This is a genomic window from Denitrobaculum tricleocarpae (assembly GCF_007004665.1).
Taxonomy (GTDB): Bacteria; Pseudomonadota; Alphaproteobacteria; order Kiloniellales; family Kiloniellaceae; genus Denitrobaculum; species Denitrobaculum tricleocarpae.
The window spans coordinates 329,880-354,851 of record NZ_ML660058.1 but is presented as its reverse complement, the minus strand read 5'-3'; the positions used below and the strand labels follow the sequence as shown (position 1 = coordinate 354,851).

The window sequence follows — 24,972 nt, the reverse complement described above, 5'->3', positions numbered from 1 at the left end:
CTTTTGGAAGTCCTCACTTAAGTTCACCAGGAGATGGCGGCGCCGTCGTAGTTAAAAAAGCCACCGTTCTGGGAGGGGTCGGCGCGCTCCAATACCGAACGCAGGCCGCTTGCGGACTTTTCGACGTCGATGTCCGCGTCCTCCCCGCCCATGTCGGTCTGGACCCAGCCCGGATGCAGCGCGATGGTCGTGATCCCGCGATCCGCCAGATCGACCGAGAGCAGCTTGGTCACCATGTTCAGTGCGCATTTGGATGTCCGGTAGGGATAGCTGCCCCCCTTCTCGACCGCCGAGATCGATCCCAGGCGGCTTGAGAGATTGGCAATCACCTTGCGCTCGCTCCTGGCAACCAGGTCGGCAAAGTGTTCCACCATGCGCAACGGTGACTGCGTGTTGACCGCCAGCATTTCGGTCCAGGCTTCATAGTCGGTCGAGCCGAAGCCTTCGCGCGTGTTGTAGACACCGGCGTTGTTCACCAGAATATCGATCGGCTCGTCGGCAAGTCCCCGTGCGAGGGACTCCACCTTGAGCTTATCCGTCACGTCGAGCTTGTGCGGCGTAATGTCGCCCGATACAGCCTTGAGTTTCTTTGCACGCTCGAGATTGCGGCAGCAGGCGTGAATCTTCCAACCATCCTTTGCGAAGGATTTTACAAGCGCCAGGCCGATCCCGCGATTGGCGCCGGTGATGAGTATTGTGGGCACGTGGCCTCCTAAAACTTCGGGCAATTGGCCTCGATTGCGGCAGCCTACTCTTCCCATCCGCAAACGGAAATCCGCCATCTGGAGATTCAAACCTCGCAGGCGGCTAAGGCTTTGACTCTTCTTTGATTCAGCGGATGAAGAAAATTATTCTATGCCTTCCGACTCCGCACCAATTCGTATGTATTCCAATGTTTTATGCCGTCACAAGCGCTTTGAAGCTGCTGGCGCGGACGCCCGTTTAAACCGCCCCCGGCTGCGCGCCATCAAGCAACCGCTGGCGCCTCGAGCCGCCGCGGACGGCGCAGGAGTTCACCGCCGCAGTTGGGACAGAGGCTCTCCATGGCCTCGGTGCAGTCCGGGCAGAAGGTGCATTCATAACTGCAGATGTAAGCCTCGCCCTCTTGTGCAAGGCCGTTGCCGCAGCGCTCGCATTTCGGCTTCATGATTAGGGTCATAAAACGGCTCCCGGTGAGTCGATAAGAGTCTGATGACTGCCAGGATCGCCTAAGCCGTCTCGCTGAAGAGTTCGCGCCCGATCAGCCAGCGTCGGATTTCAGAGGTGCCCGCGCCGATCTCGTAGAGCTTGGCATCGCGTAACAGACGTCCTGTCACGTTGTCGTTGATGTATCCATTCCCGCCCAACGCCTGGATTGCCTCCAGCGCCATCCAGGTCGCCTTTTCCGCGGCGTAGAGAATCGCACCGGCGGCATCCTTACGGGTGGTCTGGCCCCGGTCGCAGGCTTTCGCCACGGCGTAAACATAGGCCTTGCTGGCGTTCATGGTGGTGTACATGTCCGCCAGTTTGCCCTGCATCAGTTGGAACTCGCCGATCGCTTTGCCGAACTGCTTGCGCTCATGCAGGTAAGGCACAACCACATCCATGCAGGCCTGCATGATCCCGGTCGACCCGGCCGCCAGCACGGCGCGCTCGTAGTCCAGGCCGCTCATCAGAACGTTGACGCCGCGCCCGGCCCCGCCCAGCAGATTCTCTTCCGGCACTTCGCAGTCCTCGAAGATCAGTTCGCAGGTCGGCGAGCCGCGCATGCCGAGTTTGTCGAGCTTCTGCGCCGTCGAGAAACCCGCGAAATCCTTCTCCACCAGAAAGGCTGAAATACCGCGCGGACCCGCATCGGGATCGGTCTTGGCGTAGATCACCAGAACGTCCGCTTCCGGTCCGTTGGTGATCCACATCTTGTTACCGTTCAGGACATAGCGGTCGCCCTTCTTGTCCGCCCGGGTACGCATGCCGACCACGTCGGAACCCGCACCGGGCTCGCTCATGGCCAGGGCGCCGACATGTTCGCCGGTCATCAGCTTCGGCAGATAGCGGTTTTTCTGTTCTTCATTGCCGTTGCGGCGCAACTGATTGACGCAGAGGTTCGAGTGTGCGCCGTAACTCAGGCCGACGCTGGCCGAGGCGCGGCTGACCTCTTCCATGGCAACGCAGTGTTCCAGGTAGCCCATGCCGCTGCCGCCGTATTCCTCTTCGACCGTCACACCGAGCAGTCCGAGCGCGCCCATCTCCGGCCAGAGCTCCCGCGGGAAGCGGTCTTCCCGGTCGATCTCCGCCGCCAACGGAGCGATCTTGTCGGATGCGAAGGACATCACGGTGTCGCGCATCATCTCAGCGGTCTCGCCAAGGTCGAAATCGAGGCTGGGATATTGGTTCGGGATCATGTGACGCTTCCTCTAAGATAGGCTGACGAGGTTCTATGGAATGTGAATTGGCTTCTTGTTACCCGGCGGCAAGGATATCGGGCCGGTCTTTCACGCACATCATGGTCTGCAGGCCTTTCGCCACCAGTTTGGGCTGCCCGTCCTTGTAGGCTGTCACCTCCAGATCGCAGATCGTCAGAGTGCGGCCCGGTTTGATCACGCGGCCGGCGGCGACCAGACGCTCCCCGTCTGCGGGGGCGAGAAGATTGAGTTTGAATTCGACCGTAAGAACCGAGGTGTCCCCGGGATTCAAGGTAAAGCTCGCGTAGCCGCCCGCCGTGTCGGCGATGGTGCTGGACATTCCGGCGTGAAAAAACCCGTGCTGCTGCATCAGATCCTCGCGGAACGGCAGCTCAATTTCGACCAGACCCGGCTCTATTCTCGCCAACCGGGCCCCAATCAGTTCCATCACCCGCATCCGGCTGAAGCTGGCGCGCAGTTTGGCCTCGTAATCGGGATCACGCGCGGTAAAGCCCGTCATTTCGCGGCCCTTTTTCGTTTGAGAGATTTTGCACTGCCGTCCGAAGTCTCCTGAGAAACCTGATCCAGATCGAGCTGCCGCAGGCGCTCCCGGCACTTGGCGGCAACGTCGTCCAGATCCGCAAGCGTCGTGTCGATGTCCCGCCGCTTGTGCTCCAGATCCTCGCGCCGGCTTTCGATCTTGTCGAGCAGCAGCTGGAGCTGACCCGCTTCCCCCTTGGCGGCATCATAGAGATCGATAATTTCGCGGATTTCCTGCAGGCTCAGACCCAGCCGTTTGCCGCGCAGGATCAGCTTCAGCCGCACCCGGTCGCGTGGCCGGTAAATCCGGCGCTGTCCCTCGCGCAAGGGCGTCAGCATGCCCTCAGTTTCGTAAAACCGGATGGCCCGGTTGGTGACCGCGAATTCCTGCGCCAGTTCGGTAATGGAGAAGGTTTTGCTCATCAAGTGATGATACTTGACGTTTACGTAAACGTAAATATCGAAATTGAACGTGACGCTCTGCGTCAAAGGCCGGTTTCGTAGGCCTCTCGCATTTGCTGCACAGACTCCCGGATCATCGCCTCCAGCACGTCCCGGTCGATGCTTTCCAAGTTAGCAATGTAGAGGCAGGAGCGGCCCGTTTTATGTCTGCCCAGCTTTGCGAGCGCTGCCTCGAACCGGCTAAATCCCGGCATGACGTAAACCGCCAACGCCGACTTACGCGGCGAGAAGCCGGTCAGGAAAAAGGATTGCTCCCTGCCCTTCGCGGTCCTGTAGCGGTAACTGCCGAACCCGATCATGCTATCACCCCACATCGCGGGCGCGCAGCCGCTCGCCCGCTTCATCATCTCCAGCATCGTAAAGCCCTCGTTCCGCCGCCGCTCATCCGCAACGCTGTTCAGAAAGGCTTCGACAGAATTTTCGTTTCGCTGTGTCTTCATTCCTGTGCCCTGGCGGTTGAGAGAGAGCGCTATCAAGCCGGTTCTGTAAAGTCATCAGGCGCGGCCTTGACGCGCGGCCTCCAGCAGATGACTCTCGCAGCGCCTGCAATCGCTGCTGCCAAAGCCCGCGACCGCGATTCTGAAACGCCGCGAGGAAAGCAGCTTGGCAACCAGATCGCATTCACCGCCGCCGGGCACCGCCAGGGCAAACATCTCCGCGGCCTGAAGCGTCAGGCGGTCGATGTGCCAGTGGGGTTTCTTTTCCCTTCGGAAATGCCGTCCCAGACGGGCGCGGATCCCACCACCGCCCCAGGCGCTGCCGGCGTAGAGATACCAACCGGGCGCCGGGACTTTAGTTCCCCTCTTGGAGCCGCCGCGCTCCCGTTCAACAGGCAGGCGCAGTGCAAGCAGGTAAGCGCCCCTGACGTCCCCCAGGGCCGGGCATTCGGCGGGCTCTGTCCAAATACCGGAAACACCTGCCGCGGCAATACAGTCTCGCAGAGAATCAGGCTCTCGCTCATACATCGCGCGATACTCCGAAACAGCAAAAAAATATTTTGGTTCAGATACTTAACCTGCATCACGCCGCAGATTTGACATAGGTCAAGCGGGGAAACGCCGGGCAATCTTATGATGCTTCAATTGTTTTTCCCAATCAAACTCTGCAGGGGGGTATGGCCTTATGAGCGATCATCCGGACGACAAAAAAACGGCTGAGCACACGCCTGCCGCGAAGGCCGAAGTCGCGACTTCCAAGAACCCCGCTCAGAAGCCAAAACCCGCGGCCAAGCCGACGGCGAACGGCGAAGCGAAGGCCTCTTCCGAGAGCGAGAGCAAAATCAACAGCAAGGCGGCGCCGCACCCGCCCCTCTTTGAGCTTGAGCCGACGCAAGAGACCGCACAGGCCCCGCTCAGCCGCGAAGAGGCCAAACGCTTCTTTGAAACCGGCGAATACCCATACAAGAACAAGATCGCACGGAAGGAATATGAGTGGCGCAAGGCCGAGTTGCAGGTCGAGCTCCTGAAGGTACAGGACTGGGTGAAGGCCACCGGGCAAAAAGTCGTCTTCCTTTTTGAAGGCCGCGACGCGGCCGGCAAGGGTGGCACGATCAAACGCTTCATGGAGCACCTCAACCCCCGTGGTGCCCGGGTCGTTGCCCTAGATAAGCCCTCCGAAAAAGAACGCAGCCAGTGGTACTATCAGCGCTACGTTAATCACCTGCCTTCCGCGGGCGAGATTGTGATGTTCGACCGCTCCTGGTACAACCGGGCCGGCGTCGAGCGGGTCATGGGCTTCTGTAATCCTAACGAATATCTGGAATTCATGCGCCAGACCCCGCAGCTTGAACGCATGCTCGTGCGCAGCGGCATCCTGCTGTTTAAGTACTGGTTCTCCGTCACTCAGGACGAACAGCACCGCCGCTTCAAATCCCGGGAGCGCGAACCGCTGAAACAGTGGAAGCTGTCACCCATCGACCGGCAGTCTCTGGACAAGTGGCAGGATTACACCGAGGCCAAGGAGGCGATGTTCTTCTACACGGATACCGCCGACGCGCCCTGGACCATTATCAAATCCAACGATAAGAAGCGCGCCCGCTTGAACTGCATGCTGCACTTCCTCTCTTCCATGCCTTATCCCAACAAGAACCTGGAGGTCGTCAGCGAGCCTGACCCCCTGATCGTCGGAGCCGGCGAGCATGCCATCGCCCGGAGCCAGCATATCCTCGGAAACAGCCTGCACCCGGATCTGCGGGAACAGAGGCCGGGTTAGAGCTTCACTGGGCACACTGCATCAAGCCTCTCCGACTTCACTTCAAAATGAGGTTATAGAGTGTTGCTTTTAATTGTATAATTGACAATATATGCCGAGTGAAGGCAAAGGTTCAACAGCATAAAAGCCTCCCGTAACGGCCACCATAAAGTGTGGACGTTGTTGTGAAAACGCCCCATATCTTCTAGCATCCTTCAATGGACAATATGGCTTTTCCGGGGAGTGATATGCATCGCAGGATCGGGGCCGGGGTTATTGTTGCAGTCTCGCTCTCCATGATGGTTCCTGCCCTCTTGCCGGCGCAGACGATTGCGGAGCCGGATAATCCGGCCGGCGCGCCGGGCAGCATCGACTGCACGGAGGTTTCGGTCGATTACCTGGAAGACCCGACCTTAACCCACGAAGAGCGCATCGCACTCATGGACCGTGCACTGCTGAAGTCGCTCAGCCAGTTCGATGCCTGTCAAACAGCACAGGGCGGGTCATCAGGCAACAGCGGAGGATCTGGATCTGGTTCGGGGTCAGGATCCGGCGGCGGTGCAACGGGAGAGGGATCGGGCACCGGTGGCGGCCAGAAATCGCTCGCGGCTGACGACCTGACGGGCACGGAAAAACCGGCCGACGCCGCGGCAGCGGCAGAGCCTTTGCAGTCCGCAAACGCCCCCTCGCCCGACAGCGCCTCCCAATCGGCAGAAGGCGAGCCGGTTAGCCGGCAGAACGAGAGCCTTCAGTCTCTCGACAATGGGAGAATTCCCGAGGACATTCCACCCGCAGACAACGACAGCATTCTGGAGGCTCAAATCCGGCAAGCGGCAATCAATGAAAAAGATCCGGAGATCAAAAAGAGACTCTGGAACGAGTACCGGAAATACAAGGGGCTGCCGCGTGTCATGTGATCAACAGGGAACGGAAAGACCGAGATGGCTTCTTTAAGGAATATCGGGCTCTGCGCTCTTATGGCCGCTTTCCTGCTGCCCGGATGTGAAAGCACGGGCAACAAGAGCGGCATCGCTGTCGGACCTCAGGTCTCATCTCTTTTCGACTCCGACGAAAAAGCCGTTGTCGATCCGTCAAAACCCCGGCTGGACGTGGTCATCCCGGTCTTCGACCCCGGTCTCTCGGATGACGCGGAGAACTACGCGGAAGAGGGAGTCTGGCCGGAACTCCGGCGGGCGGAAGCCAATCGTTTTGCCTACAAAATGAAGGAGGCCCTTGAGGACACAGGCGCATTCGGTGCGGTCCGGGTCGTCCCGGACGGCACAGCGACGGGAGACCTCTATGTCCTGGGCCAGATTGTTGAATCCAACGGAGAGGACGTCGAGATTACCGTTGAAGTTCTGGATATAACCGGCGAACGCTGGTTTACGAGGTCGTTTGACCACGAGGTCGAACCCGGCTTTCACAAAAATATCCGAAATGAAGGTAAAGACCCGTACGACCCGGTGTTTGACGAAGCGGCAAACCGGATAGCCCAGGAGTTGGAAGACTATGAAAGCGCCGAACTCGACAGACTGAAACAAACAACAGAACTGCGCTTCGGATCCAGCTTCACCCAGGAGGCCTTTTCCGACCACCTCGTCACCAAGAACGGCCGCGCCGAATTGACGAGTTTCCCGAGCGAAAACGACCCCATGTTGCAACGAACGCGGGCCATCCGGGTCAGGGATCAACTCTTCGTCGACAATCTTCAGGAGACTTACCGGACATTCAGCGATGACATGGAAACCAGCTATCTCATCTGGCAGGAACAAAGCCTGCAGGAGGTTCTAGCCCAACGGGAAGTTGAACGCGAAGCGACGACGGAAGCCATGCTCGGCATCCTGAGCATCGGGGTCGCCATCGCCGCCATTGCGGCAGGCGCGAATTCAGATAGTGCCTCGACGCGCACGGCTGCCGTGACCGGCGGTGTCGTTGCCGGTGCCGCAGGCGCGCTCTTGCTGAAGGAAAGTTTTCAGACCAGTGAAGAAGCCAAGGTTCATCGCGATGCCCTGGCCGAGCTGGGTGAGTCCATCGACGTTGAACTGGCCCCGCGGGTTGTCGCCTTTCAAGAACAAACGGTCGAACTGACCGGCACCGCGAGAGAGCAGTTCGCTCAATGGCGCAAATTCCTGAAGAAGATCTACATGGAAGAGCGCACCCCAGAGGTACAGCTATAGGCTCGGGCGGTCGTCATGCTGCTTGAAAAACTCGAGAGAGCCAGCAAGGACGCGCGCCGCGCACGCATTCGCCTCACACTGATCGTGATGAGCTGCACCGCGCTGGTCGCGCTCTTTCTGCTTGGAGTGGTCACAATCGACCTTTCCCGGCTTGGACTGGGCTCGCAAGCCAAGCAAACGGCCACGTCCGCAGGATCACCGACGGAACCGCCTCAAGAGAGCGTCAGCCGGTCATCGGACGCGGTGGGCGTCAAGCTGCCGAATACACCCTTGGCCTCAGAGATCGAAGAGGTAAAGCCGCAAGTCACTCGGGAAACAACCGGCGCGGAGGCGCAAGCCAAGACAGCCGCGCGCGAAGCCTTTAAGCGGGAACTCGCAGCCTTCGATGCTGAGCTGGAACCCGAGATCTCTCGTGAGGCTTTCGAACGTTGGAACGGCGAAGGCCGCCGGGTCATTCTGGAAACCCGGGATCGCGCAGTTTCCCAATTTACCACGGGAGACTACGAAGCGGCGCTGAGCAGCCTTGTGGAAGCCGGCAGGATTGCACGTCAGGAGCTTCTCAAGCGCGACACAGCGTTCGATAGCGCTTTCGCGCAGGCGAGATCTGCCTACGAACGCGACGATTACCAGACCGCGTCGCTGGGAATCGCCGAGGCCTTGAGATTAAAGCCCTGGTCGCAAGACGCCCAGAATTTACAGCAGGCCATCGAGCGGCTGCCGCCACTCCTCGCGCTGATTGAGCAGGCGGCGATTGCACGGACGGAAAACAACCTCGAAGCCGAGCAAAGCCATCTCAGACAAGCCCTGGAAGCGGACCCGTCTCGAAGCGGACTTACCGAGCGGCTTGAAACAGTCGAGCGGGAGATACGGGAGCGCGCCTTTTCAAAACATATCGAAACCGGAATGAACGCAATCAGCCGGCGCGACTTATCGGCGGCCTACGACAGTCTCAAGAACGCCCGCGCCGTTTTTAAGGACAGGCCGGAAGCCAGCCTGCTGTCCAAGCAGGCCGCAGGTCTGGCGCGCGAGTTGAAGTTCGAAGACTTCATTTCAAAAGCGCGGACCGCTTCGAGCTCCGATGACTGGAGAAGCGCGGGAGGACTCTACCGGCAGGCCGCAGACCTATACCCGGACAACCAAGAAGCCAGTACCGGATATGCGCTGGCAACAAACATAGTCTCGCTGGACGAAAAGCTCTCCGCGCATCTCGGGACTCCGCAGCGTCTGGCATCAAGCAACGTCGCGGCACTCGTGCGCGACCTCGTGCGGCAAACAGACCCGCTCGCCGCCCATAGCCCGTCCTTGCGGGACAAGGCACATGAGCTCTCCGTGCTCCTTGAGGCCTACGCCGTCAAAATACAGGTGCGGGTGCTCTCCGATGGCGAGACCAACATCTCGGTGCGGGGCGTCGGACGGGTCGGTAAGACGGAAGACAAAACCATCGCGCTCAGACCGGGGCAGCATACCTTCGAAGGCATCAGGCCGGGCTACCGCGCCAAGCTCATCGAAGTGCAGATTCCGCCCGGGTCCGAAGGCTTCACCGTAGAGATCGTGTGTGATGAACGCATTTGAGCAGGGGCTCGCGCAGGCACGCGCACGGCAACGCAGACTCTTTGTTGGGCTCCTGGTGGCCTTTGGCGTGGTTTGCCTGGGTGTCGCCGCCATTTTGATTTCGGCAAGCGGAACCTCCATCAGGGTCCTGCCTGCCGACGCACGAGACAGCGCAACGCTGGAGGTCGCCTCCGGTTTTGCCTTCACCGTCGAAAACATCGTTTACGGGTTTGCGGCTGGCCCCGTCATCACCGTGCGGGCAGAGGGCTTCCGGGAGAAAAGCCTGACCATCACGCCCGAACAGCAGGGCGGCACTCTCGACGTAACACTAGAAGAGATACCGGGCCGTCTCATTGCGACCACGGACCCGGGCCAGCCGAACACGCGTTGGATCCTGAATGGAGATTTTCTGACCGTCGCCGAAGTGCTCGAGCGTGAACTTGAGCCGGGTAGTTATCGTCTCCGGATCGACAATCCCTTTTTTGAACTGGAAGACCTGACATTCGAAGTGGAACGCGCGCAGGAGTACGAGCTTGCGCCGCAGCTTACGCCGATCGCCGGTCAGCTGGATCTCTCATCCAGCCCCGACGGCGCACGGGTCACGGTTGACGGTGTTTTTGCCGGCGAGACACCCGTCCGCCTGGAACGCTCGGGAGGAAGCTACGAGATCACGATCGAAAAAGAGGATTTTGTAACGGTAACGGAAAGTGTGATGCTCACGCGCGCCAATCCGGTGATTGAGCGGAATTACCGGCTCAAACCGGTCTCCGCGACCCTCTCCTTTTCCGTCGAACCCTCGGGCGGTCAGTTGCTACTGAACGGCCGGCAGATCGATCCCTCGGGCGCGCACGACGTCAGTGCCAATAGCACGCATCGCGTAACCTACGCGGTCGATGGCTATAGCGCCGAAACGCGAGAGGTCACGCTCAAAGCGCGTGAGGCACGGCGCGTCGCTTTCAAGCTTAAGCCGGAACTCGGTGATGTCGAAATCTACGCCGGGCCGTCGGCTGAGATCCTGGTGGACGGGAAAAAACTTGGCGAAGGGTCGCTCACACTCGCGTTGAAGGCCCTGCCGCATCGAATCGAATTGCGCAAACCAGGGTACCGAAGCGTCACTAGAACGATACGGCCCAGCAAGGGTCGCAAAACCGTCGTCCGCGAAACCCTGGTTCCGGAGGCGGTGGCGCGGTTGGCCGAAGCGCCGCGAAGCTACCGAAATTCCGTCGGCATGGAGCTTCTTCTGTTTCAGCCGGGCAACTTCGTCATGGGTGCGCCACGGCACCAAAAAGGACAACGCGCGAACGAGTTCCTGAAGGAAGTTCAGCTGAAACGGTCCTTTTACGCCGCCAGGCACGAAGTCACCAACGGGCAGTATGCGCGTTTCCGCACGGATCGCGCCGGCGCCGCAGACGAGCCGGTCGTGTCGGTCTCCTGGATCGAGGCGGCCTCCTTCAGCAATTGGCTTAGCGAACAGGAGGGTCTTTCCCCCTTCTACCGGATCGAAAACGGCCGCCTGACCGCGGTCAATACGCAGGCCGAGGGCTATCGCCTGCTGAGCGAGGCCGAGTGGGAGTGGCTCGCCCGCAAAGCGGGCAAGCCGGCGCAAACCATCTTCCCCTGGGGGGACGAGAGCGTCGTACCGCCCCTGTCGGGGAACATTGCCGACGAGTCCGCCAATGGGGTTACGCGTTTCTACGTCGCGAACTATACTGACGGCTACGCGAAACTGGCACCGGTCGGCAAATTCAAGGCTGAGGCATCCGGTCTCTACGATTTGACCGGCAATGTGAGCGAGTGGGTCCATGATTTCTACTCTCTGGCGCCCCCCCCGGCACAAAGTGTTCACATCGACCCCTTAGGCCCCGGCTTCGGCGACACTCACGTGATAAAAGGCGCAAGCTGGCGATCCGGCACCAGGACGCTTTTGCGCGCCGCTTACCGGGATGGTTTGGCCGACCGTCGTGACGATGTCGGCTTTCGAATTGGGAGGTACTTACATGGCGCGAACTCAGCTGCAGAAAACTAGAGGCAGGTTTCGCCGAAGCGGCGTGACGCTGCTTGTCTTGATGACATTGGCAGCAATGCTGGGTATCGCCTACGCCCAGTCTTTCGGTAGCGATTTCAGTCTGAACTCTCCGGCATCCTTCCCGGTGGATATCTGAGATGCCGGGTCTGGTAAAAAGCGGCGCAGCGCTCATTGTCTCGATCGTGGCCGTCCATCTGACCTACATCGGTTACATCCGGCCGCAGGCCGAAGTCGTCATGGAAGCGGCCCGGGCGGCCGGTCAGTCGGCACCGCGCGACCTGGTTGTTATCCTGAAGGATTATGAACAGGAAATCTGCCTGATCCTGATGTTCTGGGGGATCTTCCTGATCGCCGGAAAGTGCTTCGCCATCCTCAAGGACCGCTATCTTTTTCAAGTCGATTTCCTTGACGGCGCAACCGGGAATACTGCAGCGGGGAACAGCACAGCCGGTGACGGGGCAAAAGGCGACGACACCGGCAAAGACAACCAAGATCTGTCATCCGTTCTCAAATCGCTCGAGGGACTGCCGCACCAGGTCCGCGACACGCCCCTGGTGCGCACCTTAACCGCCAGCCTGCGCCGCTATCTCATCACAAAGAACGTTCAGGACACTTCGGACGCCATCGATTCCAGTATCGAGGCCCTCGCGGTCAAGCTCGAGGCCGAGAACTCCATGATCCGGTACCTGATCTGGGCGATCCCCTCCCTGGGCTTTATCGGCACCGTGCGCGGCATCGGCGAGGCCCTTGCCCAGGCCGACCAGGCATTGGCAGGCGATATTGCGGGCATGACGGAAAGTCTGGGCGTTGCGTTCAATTCCACCTTTGTCGCGCTTCTGATCAGCATCGGCCTGATGTTCCTGCTGCATCAGTTGCAGCGCCTGCAGGACGGACTTGTGGTCGACACCCAGGGCTATTGCGAATCTTTCCTGCTCAACCGTATCAGCACCGAAGAGCATCATGAGACCGCGCCGCAAAGCTGAAGGCTTCAGCCTGGCATTTCTCGACATCATGTCCTGCGGACTTGGGGCGATCATCCTTGTCTTCATGCTGGTCAAACACAACGTCGACGATTCCCAGCTCGAAGACGCGCTGCTGGCTGCGGATCTGCAAAACCTGCAGACACAAGAAGAAGCTCTTCGCGCGCAGATCGCGGCAACCCGTTCCGAGGCTGCCGCCACTTCCGACAGGATCACACAGACGTCCCGGACGTTGGATCAAAGCGAACAGGCCCTTGCCCGCGTGCAAAGTGAAGCGGCCCGGAACGAACAACGCAAAACGGCCCTTGAGGAGAGCATCAAAAAGACCGAGATCCCGAAGGAACAGCCCGACGTTATCCAGGAGCGCCAGATCGGAGAGGAGGATTATCTCATCGGCCTGAAGGTCGAGGGACGCAGGATCGCCATTCTGGTCGACAGCAGCGCCTCCATGACCGACGAAATCCTGATTGATATCATCCGCCGGAAAAACGCGTCCGCCGCCGAGAAGAAAGCCGGACCGAAGTGGCTTCGCACACGCAGGATCGTGACCTGGCTTCTGGCCCGCGCCCCGGCCAACTCGGACATCACCGTAGTTGGCTTCAAGGGCACATCGGTGCAGCTGGGTGGTGGCACCTGGGTTGCCGGAAGCGATGGAGCGGCGCTGGAACGCATCCGTGCGGAGCTTGCGGATCTGGTGCCCGAGGGGCCGACAAACCTGGAAGCCGGACTCAAAGCCGTGGCGGCCTTGCGGCCGACGGATCTCTACGTCATCACCGACGGTCTGCCGACCAAAGGGGACTCGAGCTTTAGAAGCCTGAACCCCTTTGCGGGCTGCAGCGCCCTGTGGGGTGGTTCTTCGACCATCTCGGGTGAATGCCGCGTAAGGCTCTTCAGGCACTCTGTCGGCGAGGTTGCCCTGCCGGGGGTGACCGTCAATGTCATTCTTCTGCCCATTGAGGGCGACCCGCAAGCCTCCAGCGAGTTTTGGCTCTGGACCTCCTTCACCCGAGGACTCCTGATCAGCCCGGCGGAGAGCTGGCCATGAGAAGCAGACGCCGGAACCTTGAGATCTTCAGCCTGTCGTTCCTCGACATTATTTCCTGCGGCTTCGGCGCGGTCGTCCTGCTGGTTCTGATCTCCACCTATGGCGAATCACCGCTTTCCGACGTCGAGAGCAAAGCCGAATCCCTTTTGCAACAGGTGCTCCAGGCCGAGGCCCTTGCGCAGGAGCTCGAAGCTGAGCTGACACAGGCTCAGGAAGATGCCGCGAGCAAAGAGGTTTTGCTCAGGAGGCTGGCGCAGATGGCCGCCGAGAGCCGCGAACGCCAGCGCGCAGCCGACGCGGCCGCCGAGAGCCTGACGGAGGATGTGGAAGGCCTGGAGCTGGTTCAATCCTCCCTGGAACGGCAAAAGCGAACCTCGATCTCTCAACCGACACGCACAGAACGGGATGAGGAAGTGGGCGGGATCCCGGTGGACAGCGACTACGTGATCTTCATCGTCGATACCTCGGGCAGCATGAAGGAGATCTGGGGGCGTGTGACGAAGGAAGTCGAGAACACGATCCGTATTCACCCCAAGATCTCGGGCTTTCAGATCCTCAACGACAATGGCCGGCACCTGCTGTCCGGATACACCGGCCGCTGGATACCGGACACACCCGGCGGCCGCGCCAATGCCATCAGGTTCCTGAAAGACTGGAACAGCGCGTCGAACAGCAGTCCGGTGGAAGGCCTGGAAGTCGCCCTAAAGCGGTATGCCAATCCCAACACCAGGCTCTCCATCTACATTTTCGGTGACGAGTACAGCGGGTCTTCCTATGACCAGGTCATCACGACGCTGGACCGGATGAACAGCAACCGCGCGAGCGGCGCCCGCCTGGCACGGGTCCACGCGGTCGGTTTCCTGTCCAATTACTCCAAAGGCCGTTTCGCCACGCTGATGCGCGAGGTCACCCGGCGCAACGATGGCACCTTCATCGCCTTGCCACGCTAGATCGGGACAAAAGGCACGAAGGGTACCCGTTCCCGCCTGGCCGCGAGCGCGAGCAGGTCAGGCAGCGCTGCTTTAAAATGCGCGGTCTGCTGATGCGCCTCCGCCTTGCCGTCCTTCGCTTCGATTATGATCGCGACGACGAATCCCTCGTTCAGTGCCCCGGCCGATATCATGGCCTTCTCCTGTCTCTCGTTCAGAAAGAGACAAAGGTAATCGAGATGGGGCGCAAGATGCTTCGGCCCGCATCGAAGTAAGCATGCCAATCACGGCGGCAAAGGCAGTCATGCCCACAGGAGACTGGCCGCGATCGTCCACATGACGACCCCCACTCCGGCTTCCAGAACCCGCCAGGCCGAAGGCCGGGCGAACAGCGGGCGCAGCAGGCGTGCGCCATAGCCCAGAGAAAAGAAGAAGACAAAGGAGGCGGTGACGGCGCCGAACCCGAAGATGGCCTGACTTTCACCGTAACCGGTCGAGATCGAACCCAGAAATACCACCGTATCCAGATAAACATGGGGGTTCAGCCAGGTCAGGGCGAGACAGGTGGCCAGGGCCTTGCCCACCGGCCCCGCCGTTTCCTGCGAGGGCATCAATGCGGCGTCACTGCGCAGCGCGACCGCGAAGCTGCGCAAACCGTAGAGGAAGAGAAAAGCGGCGCCGCCATAGCGCAACAGCGGTTCCACCCAGGGCAGCATCTTCGAGACCACCGCAAATCCGGCCACCCCGAGCGTAATCAGAAGCGCATCGGACAGCGCACAGGTGAGCGAGATCAGGAACACATGCTCGCGGCGCAGACCCTGGCGCAGAACAAAGGCATTCTGTGCTCCGATTGCGACAATGAGGCTAAGCCCCAACAGGAATCCCGGAACATAGGCCGTCGTCAGACCCGGCGGGGAATGTGAGAACAAAGCAGCGATCATCGGGAACCCTCACTTGAATGCGTGCCTTGACTACTGCGTTTTGTTAGCTTAGGCGAATTAAGTTTTCTTCACTCAAATTAGTAAAATTAATTCATGCTTGATTATCCCCTTCTGGCGGCCCTGGCCGCAGTCATCCGAACCGGCAGCTTTGAGCACGCCGCTCTGGAGTTGCATGTCACGCCATCGGCGGTCTCTCAGCGCATCAAGCAATTGGAGGACCGCCTGGGCACGGTCCTGATCATCCGCGCCCAACCCTGCACGCCCACCGCGGCAGGTGCGCGGCTCCTCCGTCATGTCGAGGACGTGGGTCTCCTGGAACACAAGCTTCGGGCCGACCTGGCCGGGATCGTGCCCGCGGACAAGGCACCGACGCTCCGGCTCGCGATCAACGCCGACAGCCTCGCCACCTGGTTCATCGAGGTGATCGCCGCCTGCGACGGCCTGCTGTTCGATCTGGTTCTGGACGATGAGGATTACAGCGCCGACTGGCTGCGCCGCGGCGAGGTGATCGCCGCCGTGACCGCGCAGCCCGGACCGGTGCAGGGTTGCAACTCCACAGCCCTGGGCAGCCAGCGCTATATTGCCACGGCCAGTCCGGCTTATATGGAGCGATGGTTCCCAGATGGCGTGACGGCGGATGCGATGGCGCTTGCCCCGGCCCTCACCTTTAACATGAAAGACGGGCTGCAATCACGCTGGGCACAGGCCGCGTTTGGCAAAAGACTCACCCTCCCCGCGCACAGCCTGCCCTCTCCGCAGGCCTTCCTGGCAGCTGCACTGGCCGGGATCGGCTGGGGTATGAACCCGAAAGCGCTCGTGGCCGATCACATCGCCAAGGGCCGGCTCGTCCCGCTGCTCCCCGACCGCCCCTGGGACGTCGCGCTTTACTGGCAATCCAGCCGCATCGTCGCCAGCGCCGTCGGCCAACTCAACCAGGCGGTTCTGAAGGCCTCGAAGCGCTGGCTGATCACGGGACCCTAAGAACAGCTATTGCTCCTCAACCCAGAAGCCTCTTTGTCGTGTGAACAAAACTCTCACCTTCAACCGCCGCGCTCCAAGCGCGCCGCATGCGCTTTCATCGCTGCGGGCAGCCAGCCGGAAAATCTGGGGCTCAGCTTTTCGTAGCGTGCGACAAAATCGGGATGAGACCAGTACATATCCGCCAGGCCGGCAAAGGCTTCGGCGTCGCATGCCCGTCCCCACATCTGCTCCACCCAATCCCGGTGCCGCTCCAGTTGGTCATGCAATCGATCGGCGTCCGGCGCACCACCCGCCTCATACGACGCAACCAGGTCGCTTTCAATCTCTCTCAGTTGCGCCATGGCACCGGCCATACCCTCCGGCAGCTTTTCGACCGACGCCTTTGATGCCGCGATGCCCGCCGCCATCTCAGCTCCGTATTCCGAGGTCAGCCAGGCCTCATACTCGGCCTGTCTGCTGGCCGAAAAAGGCTTGTAGAGTTCGTTGATTTCCATGTCCCTCTTTCCTTCAAGGTGATCGATCGTCGCAGTCAGTGTGTCGATGATCTGGGCGGTCCGGCGGTTCTGCTCCTGCAGGTGGTTTCGATGCCGCAGCAGCCGCTCAATGGCCGTCACCGGCTCATCCAGCAGCCGAGCCGCCTCCGCGAGCGGTAAACCCGCATCGCGGTAAAACAAAATCTCCTGCAGCCGGAGCCACTCGGCCCGGCGGTAAAACCTGTAGCCGTTGTCGGCGACATAAGCCGGCTTCAGCAGACCTATCTCGTCGTAGTGGTGCAGCGTGCGCACGGATACGCCGGAAAGCCTCGCCAGTTGTCCCACTGAATATTCTTCGATCTGAGTTTTCATGGAGCCTTCATCAGGCCTCACGTTGCGTGAGGGTCAAGCCTTTTATCGAAAGACCCGCAGGGTACAACCATGACCCTTTTATGAAGATTTAAATCCGTTAACCATCATTTCACGAATTCTCACGTAACTCGATACGACCGGGAGTGGTGAGACATCGGGAAAAAGGTTTATGACACATCAGTTGGACCGGCTTGTGCTGCAGGTCCCATCCCTGTCGGAGGATTGCCCCTGCGCCGAGGCCTATGACCGCTTTGCCGCGGACGAAGATCTGCTGACCCTTGCCGTCACCAGAGACGCTCTGCCCGTGGGCATCATCGACCGGAACGAACTGCTGTTTCAACTAGCCCAGAACTTCGGGCGCGCGCTCTACGGCCGCAAAGCGATCAGCCAACTGATGGATTCCGCGCCCCTCATTGTGGATGTGGGCATCAGCATCACCACCCTGAACCGGATCATCGTGCAGGAACGCCCCAGCGCTCTGCTCAAGGGTTTTATCATCACCGAGAACGACCGTTACCTGGGGGTCGGTACGGCGCTTTCGCTCTTGAACCTCACGGTCGAAGACATGACCCTGCGGGCCGAGGAACTGGCGGCGGCCCAGCAACGCGCGCAAACGGCAAACCTCGCCAAGTCGAACTTCCTGGCGTCCATGAGTCACGAGCTGCGCACCCCCCTGAACGCCATCATCGGCTTTTCGGAACTGATCGCACACCAGAGCGCCGGCCCGGACTGCAGCCCGGACGATACCCCGAGATTCCGCGAGTACGCCGAGGATATCCGCGCCAGCGGCGCACACCTCTTGGGCGTGATCAACGATGTCCTGGACGTCGCCAAGATAGAAGCCGGCCATGCGGAGCTGAACGAAACTCTGCTCGCGCCCCACCGGCTGATAGAGCGCTGCCTGCGCATGGTCGAACCGCGCGCCGCCAAGACGGGCATAGAGATCTCAGTCGACTGTGACGAAACACTGCCGGTCGTGCGCGGCGACGAGACCAAGATTCAGCAGGTCCTGCTGAACATTCTCTCCAACGCGGTGAAATTCACCTCACCCGGCGGACGGGTCGCGATCGAAGCCGAGACCAGCCCAACGGAAGGCATGACCATCGCAATCGCCGATACCGGGATCGGGATTTCCGACCGGGATCTCGAGCGCATTACGGAGCCCTTCGTGCAGGTCGACAGCGAACTGAACCGCAAGTTCGAGGGCACGGGACTGGGCCTGCACCTTGCCCGCAGCTTCATGACGCTTCATGGCGGCAGTCTGCAGATCGAAAGCCATGTCGGGATCGGCACGAGAGTCGAGATCCACTTCCCGGCCGCGCGTCTGCTGCTCCGCGCCGCGTAGGTGCCGTGCGCGGGTCTGTCACCCGGGTTTTCCAGATTCCAGGCAGATCTTTTCCCGGCACGCGCAGATCTTTTCCCCGCACGCATTGCAGAAACAACCTGCGCATACAACATCTTAAAAGCTTGGCATCCGGAGTATCTGGGCGCTGTCGCCGTCCCGCCAGTCAAGCAGCGCATAGCTTTGGATGAGTGAAGCTCTATGGATGACCGGGTAAGCAGGCTGGCCAGGGCCGAGGCGCAGGGGCTTCGCATCGCTATCGTCTGCCGCACCCTGGCGGTGCTTGCCCTCGCTGTCATGATCGTCATCTCCTATCAGTCGGCGGACCGTCTGCCCCGCTCCGCCGGCGCCATCGCTCTGGCAAGCTTCGTGCTGATCGGCATGATCTACTATCCCCTGATCGGATCGCGCTGGGACCGGCCCTGGGCTAAGTACCTCCTCTTCGCGCTGGACATTCTCTTGCTCTGCGCCTGCTTCGTGATCATCCCGATCAGCCCGAGCGACGATGTACCGCAAATTCTCGCATTTCGGGCCTACGGCATCTATTACCTGCTACCCTTTATCGGTCTGGCCTGCCTGTCACTCTCCTGGGGCCTCGTCGCCTGGACCGGCGCGATCACGGCGATCGGCTGGTGGTCGGCCTTCGGCTACGTGGTCTCAGGGATGGAGACCACACTCAGTTGGGCCGACCTGCCCACAAAGGCGACAGTTCAGGATTATGAAGAAGTCTTTCTCTCGACTAATTTCATCGGCACCGGGAACCGCTTGGAGGAAACCGGATTTGTCCTGATCCTCGCACTGATCCTCGCGGTGGCCGTCTACCGGGCCAGAAGTATTTTTTTCGCGCAGTTGCGCGCCGAGGACGAGCGCGAGGCGGAGCGGGAGGCACGTGAACGGGTCTCGCAAACACTGGGTCAATATGTACCTGAGACCATTGCCGCCCGCCTGGTCGAGGACTCCGCGTCCATGGAACCGCAGGTGCGCCGAGGTGCGGTCCTGGTCGCCGACATAGAGGCCTTTTCCAGCTTCGCCGCGGGCCGCGATCCGCACGACGTGATCGAAACCCTCAATGCCTTTCTGGCGGAATGCACCGATCAGATCAGCCGGCGGGATGGCGTGGTGATCAGCTATCTCGGTGACGGATTTCTGGTCACTTTCAACACACCCCTCGCCGTCGCCAATCCGGCAACAGCCGCCCTCCAGGCGGCGCAGGACCTCATCGCGCTCACTGACGGAAAAAGCTTCAAGGGCCACCGCATCAAACTTCGGATCGGCATTGCCTCCGGTGACATCGCCGCAGGGATCGTCGGCTCGGAGAAGCGGCAAGCATTCACGGTCTACGGTGAAACCGTCAACCGCGCCGCCCGGCTGGAGCAATTCAACAAGAAAACCGGCACGACGATCCTGATGGATTCCGCCACGAGGGAGCAGGCAACGGACTTTTGCGCGACCCGCTGCCTCGGCGATCACGAGCTGCGCGGCCTCTCGCAAGCGGTCGAGGTCTGGACACCGGCAGCGGCAGCGGCAAACTGAACCGGTGCTGCCTTATGCATTCACGCCCTTCATGCCCTCTTCCGTATAGCGCGCCCCGGCCACGGTCCGGCTGCCGACCGCCGCGCTGAGCGCTTCTCGCTCGGCCTTGGTCAGGTCCAGTTCGGCGGCGGCGATGTTCTCTTCCAGATACTTCAACCGCTTCGTGCCGGGGATCGGGACGATCCAGTCCTCCTGCGCCAGCAGCCAGGCCAGTGCAAGCTGCGCCGGGGTGCAGCCCTTCTCCGCCGCCATCTCCTTCACCACCGCGACGATGGCCTGGTTCGCATTCAGATTCTCTCCGGTAAAGCGCGGCAGCTTGCCCCGGAAATCATCGGCCTGAAACTCGGTGCCCGCATCGAAACTGCCGGTCAGAAAGCCCCGGCCCAGCGGCGAGTAAGGCACGAAGCCGACCCCAAGCTCGCGGCAGGTCGGCAGGATGTCCGCCTCCACATCCCGGGTCCAAAGCGAGTATTCGGTCTGGATGGCCGCGACAGGGTGGACGGCATGAGCCCGGCGCAGAGTCCCGGCGCTGACCTCGCAAAGCCCGATATGTCCGATCTTGCCTTCGCGGACCAGTTCCGCGAGGGCGCCCATCACCTCCTCGATCGGCCGGTCCTTCTCGATCCGATGGACATAGTAGAGATCGATCCGCTCCACACCGAGGCGCCGCAGCGAGCCCTCACAGGATTTCCTGGCGTAGTCCGGGCTGTTGTCGATGCTGCGGGCATAGGCCTTGCCTTCGCGCACAATGCCGAACTTGGTAGCGATCACCGCGCTGTCTTTGCGCTCCTTCAGAAAGCGCCCCAGCAGTTCTTCGTTGTGATGCTGACCGTACATATCGGCGGTGTCGTAAAAGCTGGTGCCCAGGTCCGCGGCGCGGTGCAACACCCGCAGGGATTCTTCGTCGTCGCGCGGACCATAGAATTCGCTCATGCCCATGCAGCCGAGCCCCAGGGCGGAGACTTCAAGCTCTGGCGTCAAATGTCGTGTCTTCATCATGCTCATCCTGCTGTCTGTTTCACTTGCAGGATGACTTTTCATTTTCAGACGTAAAAGCCACAATGTTGGAAGCCTGATTTTCAGAAACGGAAAACACATGACAACCCCAACCCAAGCTTTGCTGTGGGATGACGCGCGAGTTTTTCTCGCGGTCGCCCGAAAGGGAACCCTGACCGCGGCTGCCCGTCTCTCAGGTGGCGGCGTCGCCACGGTCTCCCGGCGCGTAGACCGGCTGGAGGCCGCGCTGGGGGTTCCGCTTTTCGTGCGCCACCAGACCGGCTACCGGCTGACCGACGAGGGCGAAGCCCTCCTGCCGAAGGCCGAAGCCCTGGAGCACGCCGCCCAGGCCTTCGAACATCAGGCAGCGCAGGAGTCCGGGGTTGCGGGTCCGGTGCGACTGGCCACCGCCGAGAACCTGGCCAACCCCATCATCATCCCCAGCCTTCCCGCCCTCTTGAACCGCCACCCGCAGCTTGAACTGGAAATCGCCACGGATGTCGCCTCGGTCAATCTGCACCGGCGCGACGCGGACCTCGCCCTGCGCATGGTCAAGCCGACGCGCGGTAACGTCTCGGTCCGCCGTCTTGCCACTCTGGGCTTCGGTCTCTACGGATCAAGCCGCTACCTCGAGACTCGAGAGCGCAGCGCGGACTCAGGTCCATTGGACAACGATAGCTTCATCGGCTGGTCGGAAGCACAGAGCCACCTGCCCGCCGCGCAATGGATCGCCCGCAGCCTGCGCAACCGCGCCCCGGCGCTGACCACGACAACCCTCTCCGCCCAGCTGCAGGCCGCGTCCGCCGGTCTCGGGCTCGCCATCCTCCCCCACTTTCTCGCCCGCGACGCCGGCCTCCAGCGGCTCCCGGTTGAGTTGGGCGTGGATCAGGCGATCTGGCTGGTGATCCACTCGGACCTCGCCCAGTCCCGGCGCGTGCGTGCGGTGGCCGATCATCTGGTGACGGTCATTCATAGCTTGCGGGCGCGGCTGTCGGGCGAAGACTGACACTCACGGACTTGCGGTGATTGCGCGCGACAGACGGAGGAAGACAACCGCCGTCGCGTCGAGGCGCGTCCACAAGCTGCTCTAAACAAGCAGAGCCTTCACCTTCCTGGCTCCTCTGTTCGTCAAACCCGACAGAACTGGACAACACTCGATACATCAATTATTCATGATATATGGATACAAAAGACGTACTCGCCGCCTTTGCCGCGCTCAGCCAGGAAACCCGCCTCGAAGTCTTCCGCCTGCTCGTCAAGGCAGGCGAGGAAGGCTTGCTGTCGGGCGAGATCGGCGAACGCCTTCAGGTGCGCCAGAACACCATGTCGGCCAATCTCTCCGTCCTGCTGAATGCGGGATTGCTGCGCAACCGGCGCGAAGGCAGGTCCGTGCGCTACTTCGCGGACTATGACGGCATGCGCGGGTTACTGGGCTATCTGATGGAGGACTGCTGCGGCGGCAAACCGGAACTCTGCCGCCCCGCAATCGATCAGATCGCCTGCGACGTGCGCCTATAGCCCCGCCCTTAAAGACGATGACATCTTACCGTAAAGCGATCTCATGAGCAGCCAGCCCGCCACGCCTCCCTCGCCGCAAACCGCCGACCTGACGTCCCCCGCCGGGATCGGGTTTTTCGAAAAATGGCTCTCGCTCTGGGTCGCTCTCTGCATTGCTGCGGGCATCGCGCTGGGCAACCTGGCACCGGGCCTCTTTGCTGTGCTCGCCGGGTTCGAATATGCCTCGGTCAATCTGGTCGTCGCGCTGCTGATCTGGGCCATGGTCTATCCCATGATGGTCAACGTGGACTTCGCCAGCCTCAGCCACATCGGCGAACGGCCGAAAGGCCTGATCATCACCCTGGTGGTCAACTGGCTGCTGAAACCCTTTTCCATGGCGGCGCTGGGCGTGCTGTTTTTCGAGATCCTCTTCGCCGATCTGATCGCGCCGGCGGATGCCCAGCAATATATCGCGGGCCTGATCCTCCTGGGCGCGGCGCCCTGCACGGCCATGGTCTTCGTCTGGTCCCAACTGACCCGGGGCGATGCGACCTATACCCTGGTGCAGGTCTCGGTGAACGACGTGATCATGATCTTCGCCTTCGCACCGATCGTGGCCCTGCTGCTGGGTGTGACGGAGATTTCGGTGCCCTGGGAAACGCTCCTGCTCTCGGTCGGTCTGTATGTACTTATTCCCCTGATCGCGGGTTACCTGACACGCCAATCACTTATGAAGCGGGCTCCGGCAAAAGACGGCGAAGCGGCGGTCGCAGGCTTCGTGGCGCGGATCAAACCCTTCTCGGTGATCGGCCTGTTGGCGACGGTGGTCCTGCTCTTCGGGTTTCAGGGCAACATCATCATCGAACAGCCCCTGCTGATCCTGTTGATCGCCACGCCCCTGCTCATCCAGTCATACGGCATCTTCATCATCGCCTACGGCGCGGCCTGGCTCTGGCGCGTGCCTTTCAAGGTGGCCGCTCCCTGCGCGCTCATCGGCACCTCGAACTTCTTCGAGCTTGCGGTCGCCGTCGCCATCAGCCTCTTCGGCCTGAACTCCGGCGCCGCTCTTACCACCGTCGTCGGCGTTCTGGTCGAGGTCCCGGTCATGCTGTCATTGGTCGCCTTCGCCAACCGGACCCGGGGAGCCTTTCCCCAGGAGTGACGTTTCAGGCCGGCGCGTAAACTTTGGAAACAGTCTCAGCGTCCGCTTTGTAATCCCTGAAACCGACACCCTGATAGTAGGCCTGCCCGCCGGTGTTTTCCTTGCGAATGGTGGCGTCGATAAAACCGACCCCGGCGCCTTTCGCGGCTGCGGCGGTCTGCGCAAAGAGTGCACGTCCGACACCTTGCTTGTGGGCATGCGGATCCACATAGGTCGCGATCAGCGCCCAACCCGGCGGCAAGGGTTCTTCGCCGGGCCAATCGGGATCGGCCCACTCCAGGGCCTGGAAACCCAGCAGTTGAGACCCCTTGACGGCTACGAAACATGAGATCCCACGTTTGGGCGAAACAAAGGTATCCATGATGCCTTGCGTATCGAAAGGCTGACGGTACGCCGTCGAGCCGCCAATCGAGATGATCTCGTTGAGCAGACGCGCCATGGCATTGGCGTCGCTTTGCGTTGCAGGTCGGATTTCCAGAGCCATAGGCCTCTCATTCTCAGTCACGCGGTGTGACAAATATTAGCCCCCTTACGTCGGGTCGGAAAAGGCATGGAAACCCTCGCATAGGCTGTATACACTCGCGTCTGTACCTCCCCTTCTTGATAATAGAACTCGAACCCCACCATGATCCGCGGATCCTGCCATTGCGGCGCTGTCACCTTCGAGCTTTCCGAGACGCCGAAGTGGCTGACGGAGTGCAACTGCTCGATCTGCCGGCGGATCGGCGCACTCTGGGCGCATGCTTCCATTGAGAAGGTCAAGGTGAACTATCCCGAAGACGGCACCGTCGATTACATCTGCGGCGACAGGACTCTCGTCACCAAAAGCTGCAGGACCTGCGGCTGCACGACCCACTGGGAGAACCTGAAAGACCCGCGAGACGGACATATGGCGGTCAACTGCCGCATGGCGGACCCGAAAGACATCGCCGATCTGCGCATCCGCCGCTTCGACGGCGCGGAGACCTGGGCGTTTGTGGAAGATGAGTAACGTCGAGATCTCAATACCGTATAGTCATCTGGTGATAACAATTCGTGCGCTAGAAAATAGTGATTTATTACAGCAGATTGGGAAACCACTTCTCGTTTTGGAGAACGCCAGCGAAGACAAAACCAAAAAGCAAAAACTCAAATTAAACCAGAAAGAACTCGACCTTATTGTGGATAGTCTAGGAGACTTACTTATTCATACAGGCATCGATGATCAAGGAGAAGTAAACGCAATTGGTCGCGACATTGAAAGTGTCATCGACTTATTTAACTCAGGTTAAATCCGGAACATGAACCAATTGGAACAGTCCACGATCAAGAGCTTCATTTTACCTTCAAAGCAGGCCCGATATCTGATGCTGTTTGGAACAGCGAAACGAAGAAACAAAGCGAGAAGCGCTTTA

General features: G+C 60.5%; 28 protein-coding genes. 16 read left to right on the top strand and 12 right to left on the bottom strand.

Features of this window, described 5'->3' with window-relative positions:
- Nucleotides 1-23: 23 nt before the first annotated feature.
- The 7 genes from FKG95_RS20755 to FKG95_RS20725 form a co-directional block, all read right to left on the bottom strand.
- Nucleotides 24-704, bottom strand: coding sequence for an SDR family oxidoreductase (locus tag FKG95_RS20755; protein WP_142898307.1), 681 nt, complete (start codon nucleotides 702-704; stop codon nucleotides 24-26).
- A gap of 263 nt (nucleotides 705-967) precedes the next feature.
- Nucleotides 968-1,159, bottom strand: coding sequence for a DUF1272 domain-containing protein (locus FKG95_RS20750; RefSeq protein ID WP_142898306.1), 192 nt, complete (start codon nucleotides 1,157-1,159; stop codon nucleotides 968-970).
- Nucleotides 1,160-1,208: 49 nt separating this feature from the next.
- Entirely contained in the window at nucleotides 1,209-2,381 is a 1,173-nt protein-coding gene (locus tag FKG95_RS20745; protein WP_142898305.1) for an isovaleryl-CoA dehydrogenase, read from the bottom strand.
- 58 nt (nucleotides 2,382-2,439) lie between these two features.
- A complete protein-coding gene (locus FKG95_RS20740; protein WP_142898304.1) occupies nucleotides 2,440-2,901 on the bottom strand; it encodes a PaaI family thioesterase in 462 nt (153 codons plus the stop codon).
- Nucleotides 2,898-3,410: a MerR family transcriptional regulator gene (locus FKG95_RS20735; RefSeq protein WP_342779265.1), complete on the bottom strand. Its 513-nt coding sequence runs from the start codon at nucleotides 3,408-3,410 to the stop codon at nucleotides 2,898-2,900. The genes FKG95_RS20740 and FKG95_RS20735 overlap by 4 nt, the downstream gene beginning before the upstream one ends.
- Entirely contained in the window at nucleotides 3,407-3,823 is a 417-nt protein-coding gene (locus FKG95_RS20730) for a DUF1801 domain-containing protein (protein ID WP_142898303.1), read from the bottom strand. Before FKG95_RS20730 ends, FKG95_RS20735 begins: the two co-directional genes overlap by 4 nt.
- 54 nt (nucleotides 3,824-3,877) lie before the next feature.
- A complete protein-coding gene (locus FKG95_RS20725; protein WP_142898302.1) occupies nucleotides 3,878-4,348 on the bottom strand; it encodes a GIY-YIG nuclease family protein in 471 nt (156 codons plus the stop codon).
- Nucleotides 4,349-4,505: 157 nt separating this feature from the next.
- Between FKG95_RS20725 and ppk2 the strand changes: the two genes are divergently transcribed.
- The 8 genes from ppk2 (at nucleotide 4,506) to FKG95_RS20685 (ending at nucleotide 14,302) form a co-directional block, all read left to right on the top strand.
- Entirely contained in the window at nucleotides 4,506-5,594 is a 1,089-nt protein-coding gene (ppk2, locus tag FKG95_RS20720) for a polyphosphate kinase 2 (RefSeq protein ID WP_142898301.1), read from the top strand.
- Nucleotides 5,595-5,821: 227 nt separating this feature from the next.
- Nucleotides 5,822-6,490, top strand: a complete 669-nt coding sequence (locus FKG95_RS20715) for a hypothetical protein (protein WP_142898300.1) — start codon at nucleotides 5,822-5,824, stop codon at nucleotides 6,488-6,490.
- 24 nt (nucleotides 6,491-6,514) lie between these two features.
- On the top strand, nucleotides 6,515-7,750 hold the full coding sequence (locus FKG95_RS20710) for a hypothetical protein (protein WP_218940293.1): 1,236 nt from the start codon (nucleotides 6,515-6,517) through the stop codon (nucleotides 7,748-7,750).
- A 15-nt stretch (nucleotides 7,751-7,765) separates the two neighbouring features.
- Nucleotides 7,766-9,322: a coiled-coil domain-containing protein gene (locus tag FKG95_RS20705; protein WP_142898299.1), complete on the top strand. Its 1,557-nt coding sequence runs from the start codon at nucleotides 7,766-7,768 to the stop codon at nucleotides 9,320-9,322.
- On the top strand, nucleotides 9,309-11,327 hold the full coding sequence (locus FKG95_RS20700) for an SUMF1/EgtB/PvdO family nonheme iron enzyme (protein ID WP_142898298.1): 2,019 nt from the start codon (nucleotides 9,309-9,311) through the stop codon (nucleotides 11,325-11,327). Before FKG95_RS20705 ends, FKG95_RS20700 begins: the two co-directional genes overlap by 14 nt.
- 137 nt (nucleotides 11,328-11,464) lie before the next feature.
- On the top strand, nucleotides 11,465-12,310 hold the full coding sequence (locus tag FKG95_RS20695; RefSeq protein WP_142898297.1) for a MotA/TolQ/ExbB proton channel family protein: 846 nt from the start codon (nucleotides 11,465-11,467) through the stop codon (nucleotides 12,308-12,310).
- Nucleotides 12,288-13,352 carry a VWA domain-containing protein gene (locus FKG95_RS20690; protein ID WP_142898296.1) on the top strand — a complete coding sequence of 355 codons (1,065 nt, stop codon included), beginning with the start codon at nucleotides 12,288-12,290 and terminating at the stop codon, nucleotides 13,350-13,352. The genes FKG95_RS20695 and FKG95_RS20690 overlap by 23 nt, the downstream gene beginning before the upstream one ends.
- The gene (locus tag FKG95_RS20685; RefSeq protein ID WP_142898295.1) at nucleotides 13,349-14,302 is read left to right on the top strand and encodes a vWA domain-containing protein; all 954 of its coding nucleotides are present in this window, start codon (nucleotides 13,349-13,351) and stop codon (nucleotides 14,300-14,302) included. The genes FKG95_RS20690 and FKG95_RS20685 overlap by 4 nt, the downstream gene beginning before the upstream one ends.
- Here FKG95_RS20685 and FKG95_RS29750 read toward each other — a convergent pair.
- A complete protein-coding gene (locus FKG95_RS29750; protein ID WP_179954197.1) occupies nucleotides 14,299-14,475 on the bottom strand; it encodes a hypothetical protein in 177 nt (58 codons plus the stop codon). The genes FKG95_RS20685 and FKG95_RS29750 overlap by 4 nt on opposite strands.
- Before the next feature lie 108 nt (nucleotides 14,476-14,583).
- Complete coding sequence (locus FKG95_RS20680; RefSeq protein ID WP_142898294.1) at nucleotides 14,584-15,222, bottom strand: LysE/ArgO family amino acid transporter; 639 nt, start codon at nucleotides 15,220-15,222, stop codon at nucleotides 14,584-14,586.
- A 93-nt stretch (nucleotides 15,223-15,315) separates the two neighbouring features.
- Between FKG95_RS20680 and FKG95_RS20675 the strand changes: the two genes are divergently transcribed.
- The gene (locus FKG95_RS20675; RefSeq protein ID WP_142898293.1) at nucleotides 15,316-16,203 is read left to right on the top strand and encodes a LysR family transcriptional regulator ArgP; all 888 of its coding nucleotides are present in this window, start codon (nucleotides 15,316-15,318) and stop codon (nucleotides 16,201-16,203) included.
- Between the two features lie 59 nt (nucleotides 16,204-16,262).
- Here the strand turns inward: FKG95_RS20675 and FKG95_RS20670 are convergent, their stop codons facing one another.
- Nucleotides 16,263-17,048, bottom strand: coding sequence for a MerR family transcriptional regulator (locus FKG95_RS20670; protein ID WP_142898292.1), 786 nt, complete (start codon nucleotides 17,046-17,048; stop codon nucleotides 16,263-16,265).
- Nucleotides 17,049-17,217: 169 nt separating this feature from the next.
- On the opposite strand from FKG95_RS20670, the gene FKG95_RS20665 reads away from it, so the two are divergent.
- Complete coding sequence (locus FKG95_RS20665) at nucleotides 17,218-18,393, top strand: sensor histidine kinase (protein WP_142898291.1); 1,176 nt, start codon at nucleotides 17,218-17,220, stop codon at nucleotides 18,391-18,393.
- 198 nt (nucleotides 18,394-18,591) lie between these two features.
- On the top strand, nucleotides 18,592-19,923 hold the full coding sequence (locus tag FKG95_RS20660) for an adenylate/guanylate cyclase domain-containing protein (protein WP_142898290.1): 1,332 nt from the start codon (nucleotides 18,592-18,594) through the stop codon (nucleotides 19,921-19,923).
- A gap of 12 nt (nucleotides 19,924-19,935) precedes the next feature.
- Here FKG95_RS20660 and FKG95_RS20655 read toward each other — a convergent pair whose 3' ends face one another.
- On the bottom strand, nucleotides 19,936-20,922 hold the full coding sequence (locus FKG95_RS20655) for an aldo/keto reductase (RefSeq protein ID WP_246116840.1): 987 nt from the start codon (nucleotides 20,920-20,922) through the stop codon (nucleotides 19,936-19,938).
- A gap of 97 nt (nucleotides 20,923-21,019) precedes the next feature.
- Between FKG95_RS20655 and FKG95_RS20650 the strand changes: the two genes are divergently transcribed.
- From FKG95_RS20650 to arsB, 3 genes are all read left to right on the top strand, one after another.
- Entirely contained in the window at nucleotides 21,020-21,925 is a 906-nt protein-coding gene (locus FKG95_RS20650; protein WP_179954196.1) for a LysR family transcriptional regulator, read from the top strand.
- 173 nt (nucleotides 21,926-22,098) lie between these two features.
- Nucleotides 22,099-22,437 carry an ArsR/SmtB family transcription factor gene (locus FKG95_RS20645; protein ID WP_142898289.1) on the top strand — a complete coding sequence of 113 codons (339 nt, stop codon included), beginning with the start codon at nucleotides 22,099-22,101 and terminating at the stop codon, nucleotides 22,435-22,437.
- A gap of 43 nt (nucleotides 22,438-22,480) precedes the next feature.
- Complete coding sequence (gene arsB, locus FKG95_RS20640; protein ID WP_142898288.1) at nucleotides 22,481-23,578, top strand: ACR3 family arsenite efflux transporter; 1,098 nt, start codon at nucleotides 22,481-22,483, stop codon at nucleotides 23,576-23,578.
- A gap of 4 nt (nucleotides 23,579-23,582) precedes the next feature.
- Here the strand turns inward: arsB and FKG95_RS20635 are convergent, their stop codons facing one another.
- Nucleotides 23,583-24,062: a GNAT family N-acetyltransferase gene (locus tag FKG95_RS20635; protein ID WP_142898287.1), complete on the bottom strand. Its 480-nt coding sequence runs from the start codon at nucleotides 24,060-24,062 to the stop codon at nucleotides 23,583-23,585.
- 141 nt (nucleotides 24,063-24,203) lie between these two features.
- On the opposite strand from FKG95_RS20635, the gene FKG95_RS20630 reads away from it, so the two are divergent.
- A complete protein-coding gene (locus FKG95_RS20630) occupies nucleotides 24,204-24,569 on the top strand; it encodes a GFA family protein (RefSeq protein WP_142898286.1) in 366 nt (121 codons plus the stop codon).
- Complete coding sequence (locus FKG95_RS20625; RefSeq protein WP_142898285.1) at nucleotides 24,562-24,849, top strand: hypothetical protein; 288 nt, start codon at nucleotides 24,562-24,564, stop codon at nucleotides 24,847-24,849. The genes FKG95_RS20630 and FKG95_RS20625 overlap by 8 nt, the downstream gene beginning before the upstream one ends.
- Nucleotides 24,850-24,972 lie beyond the last annotated feature (123 nt).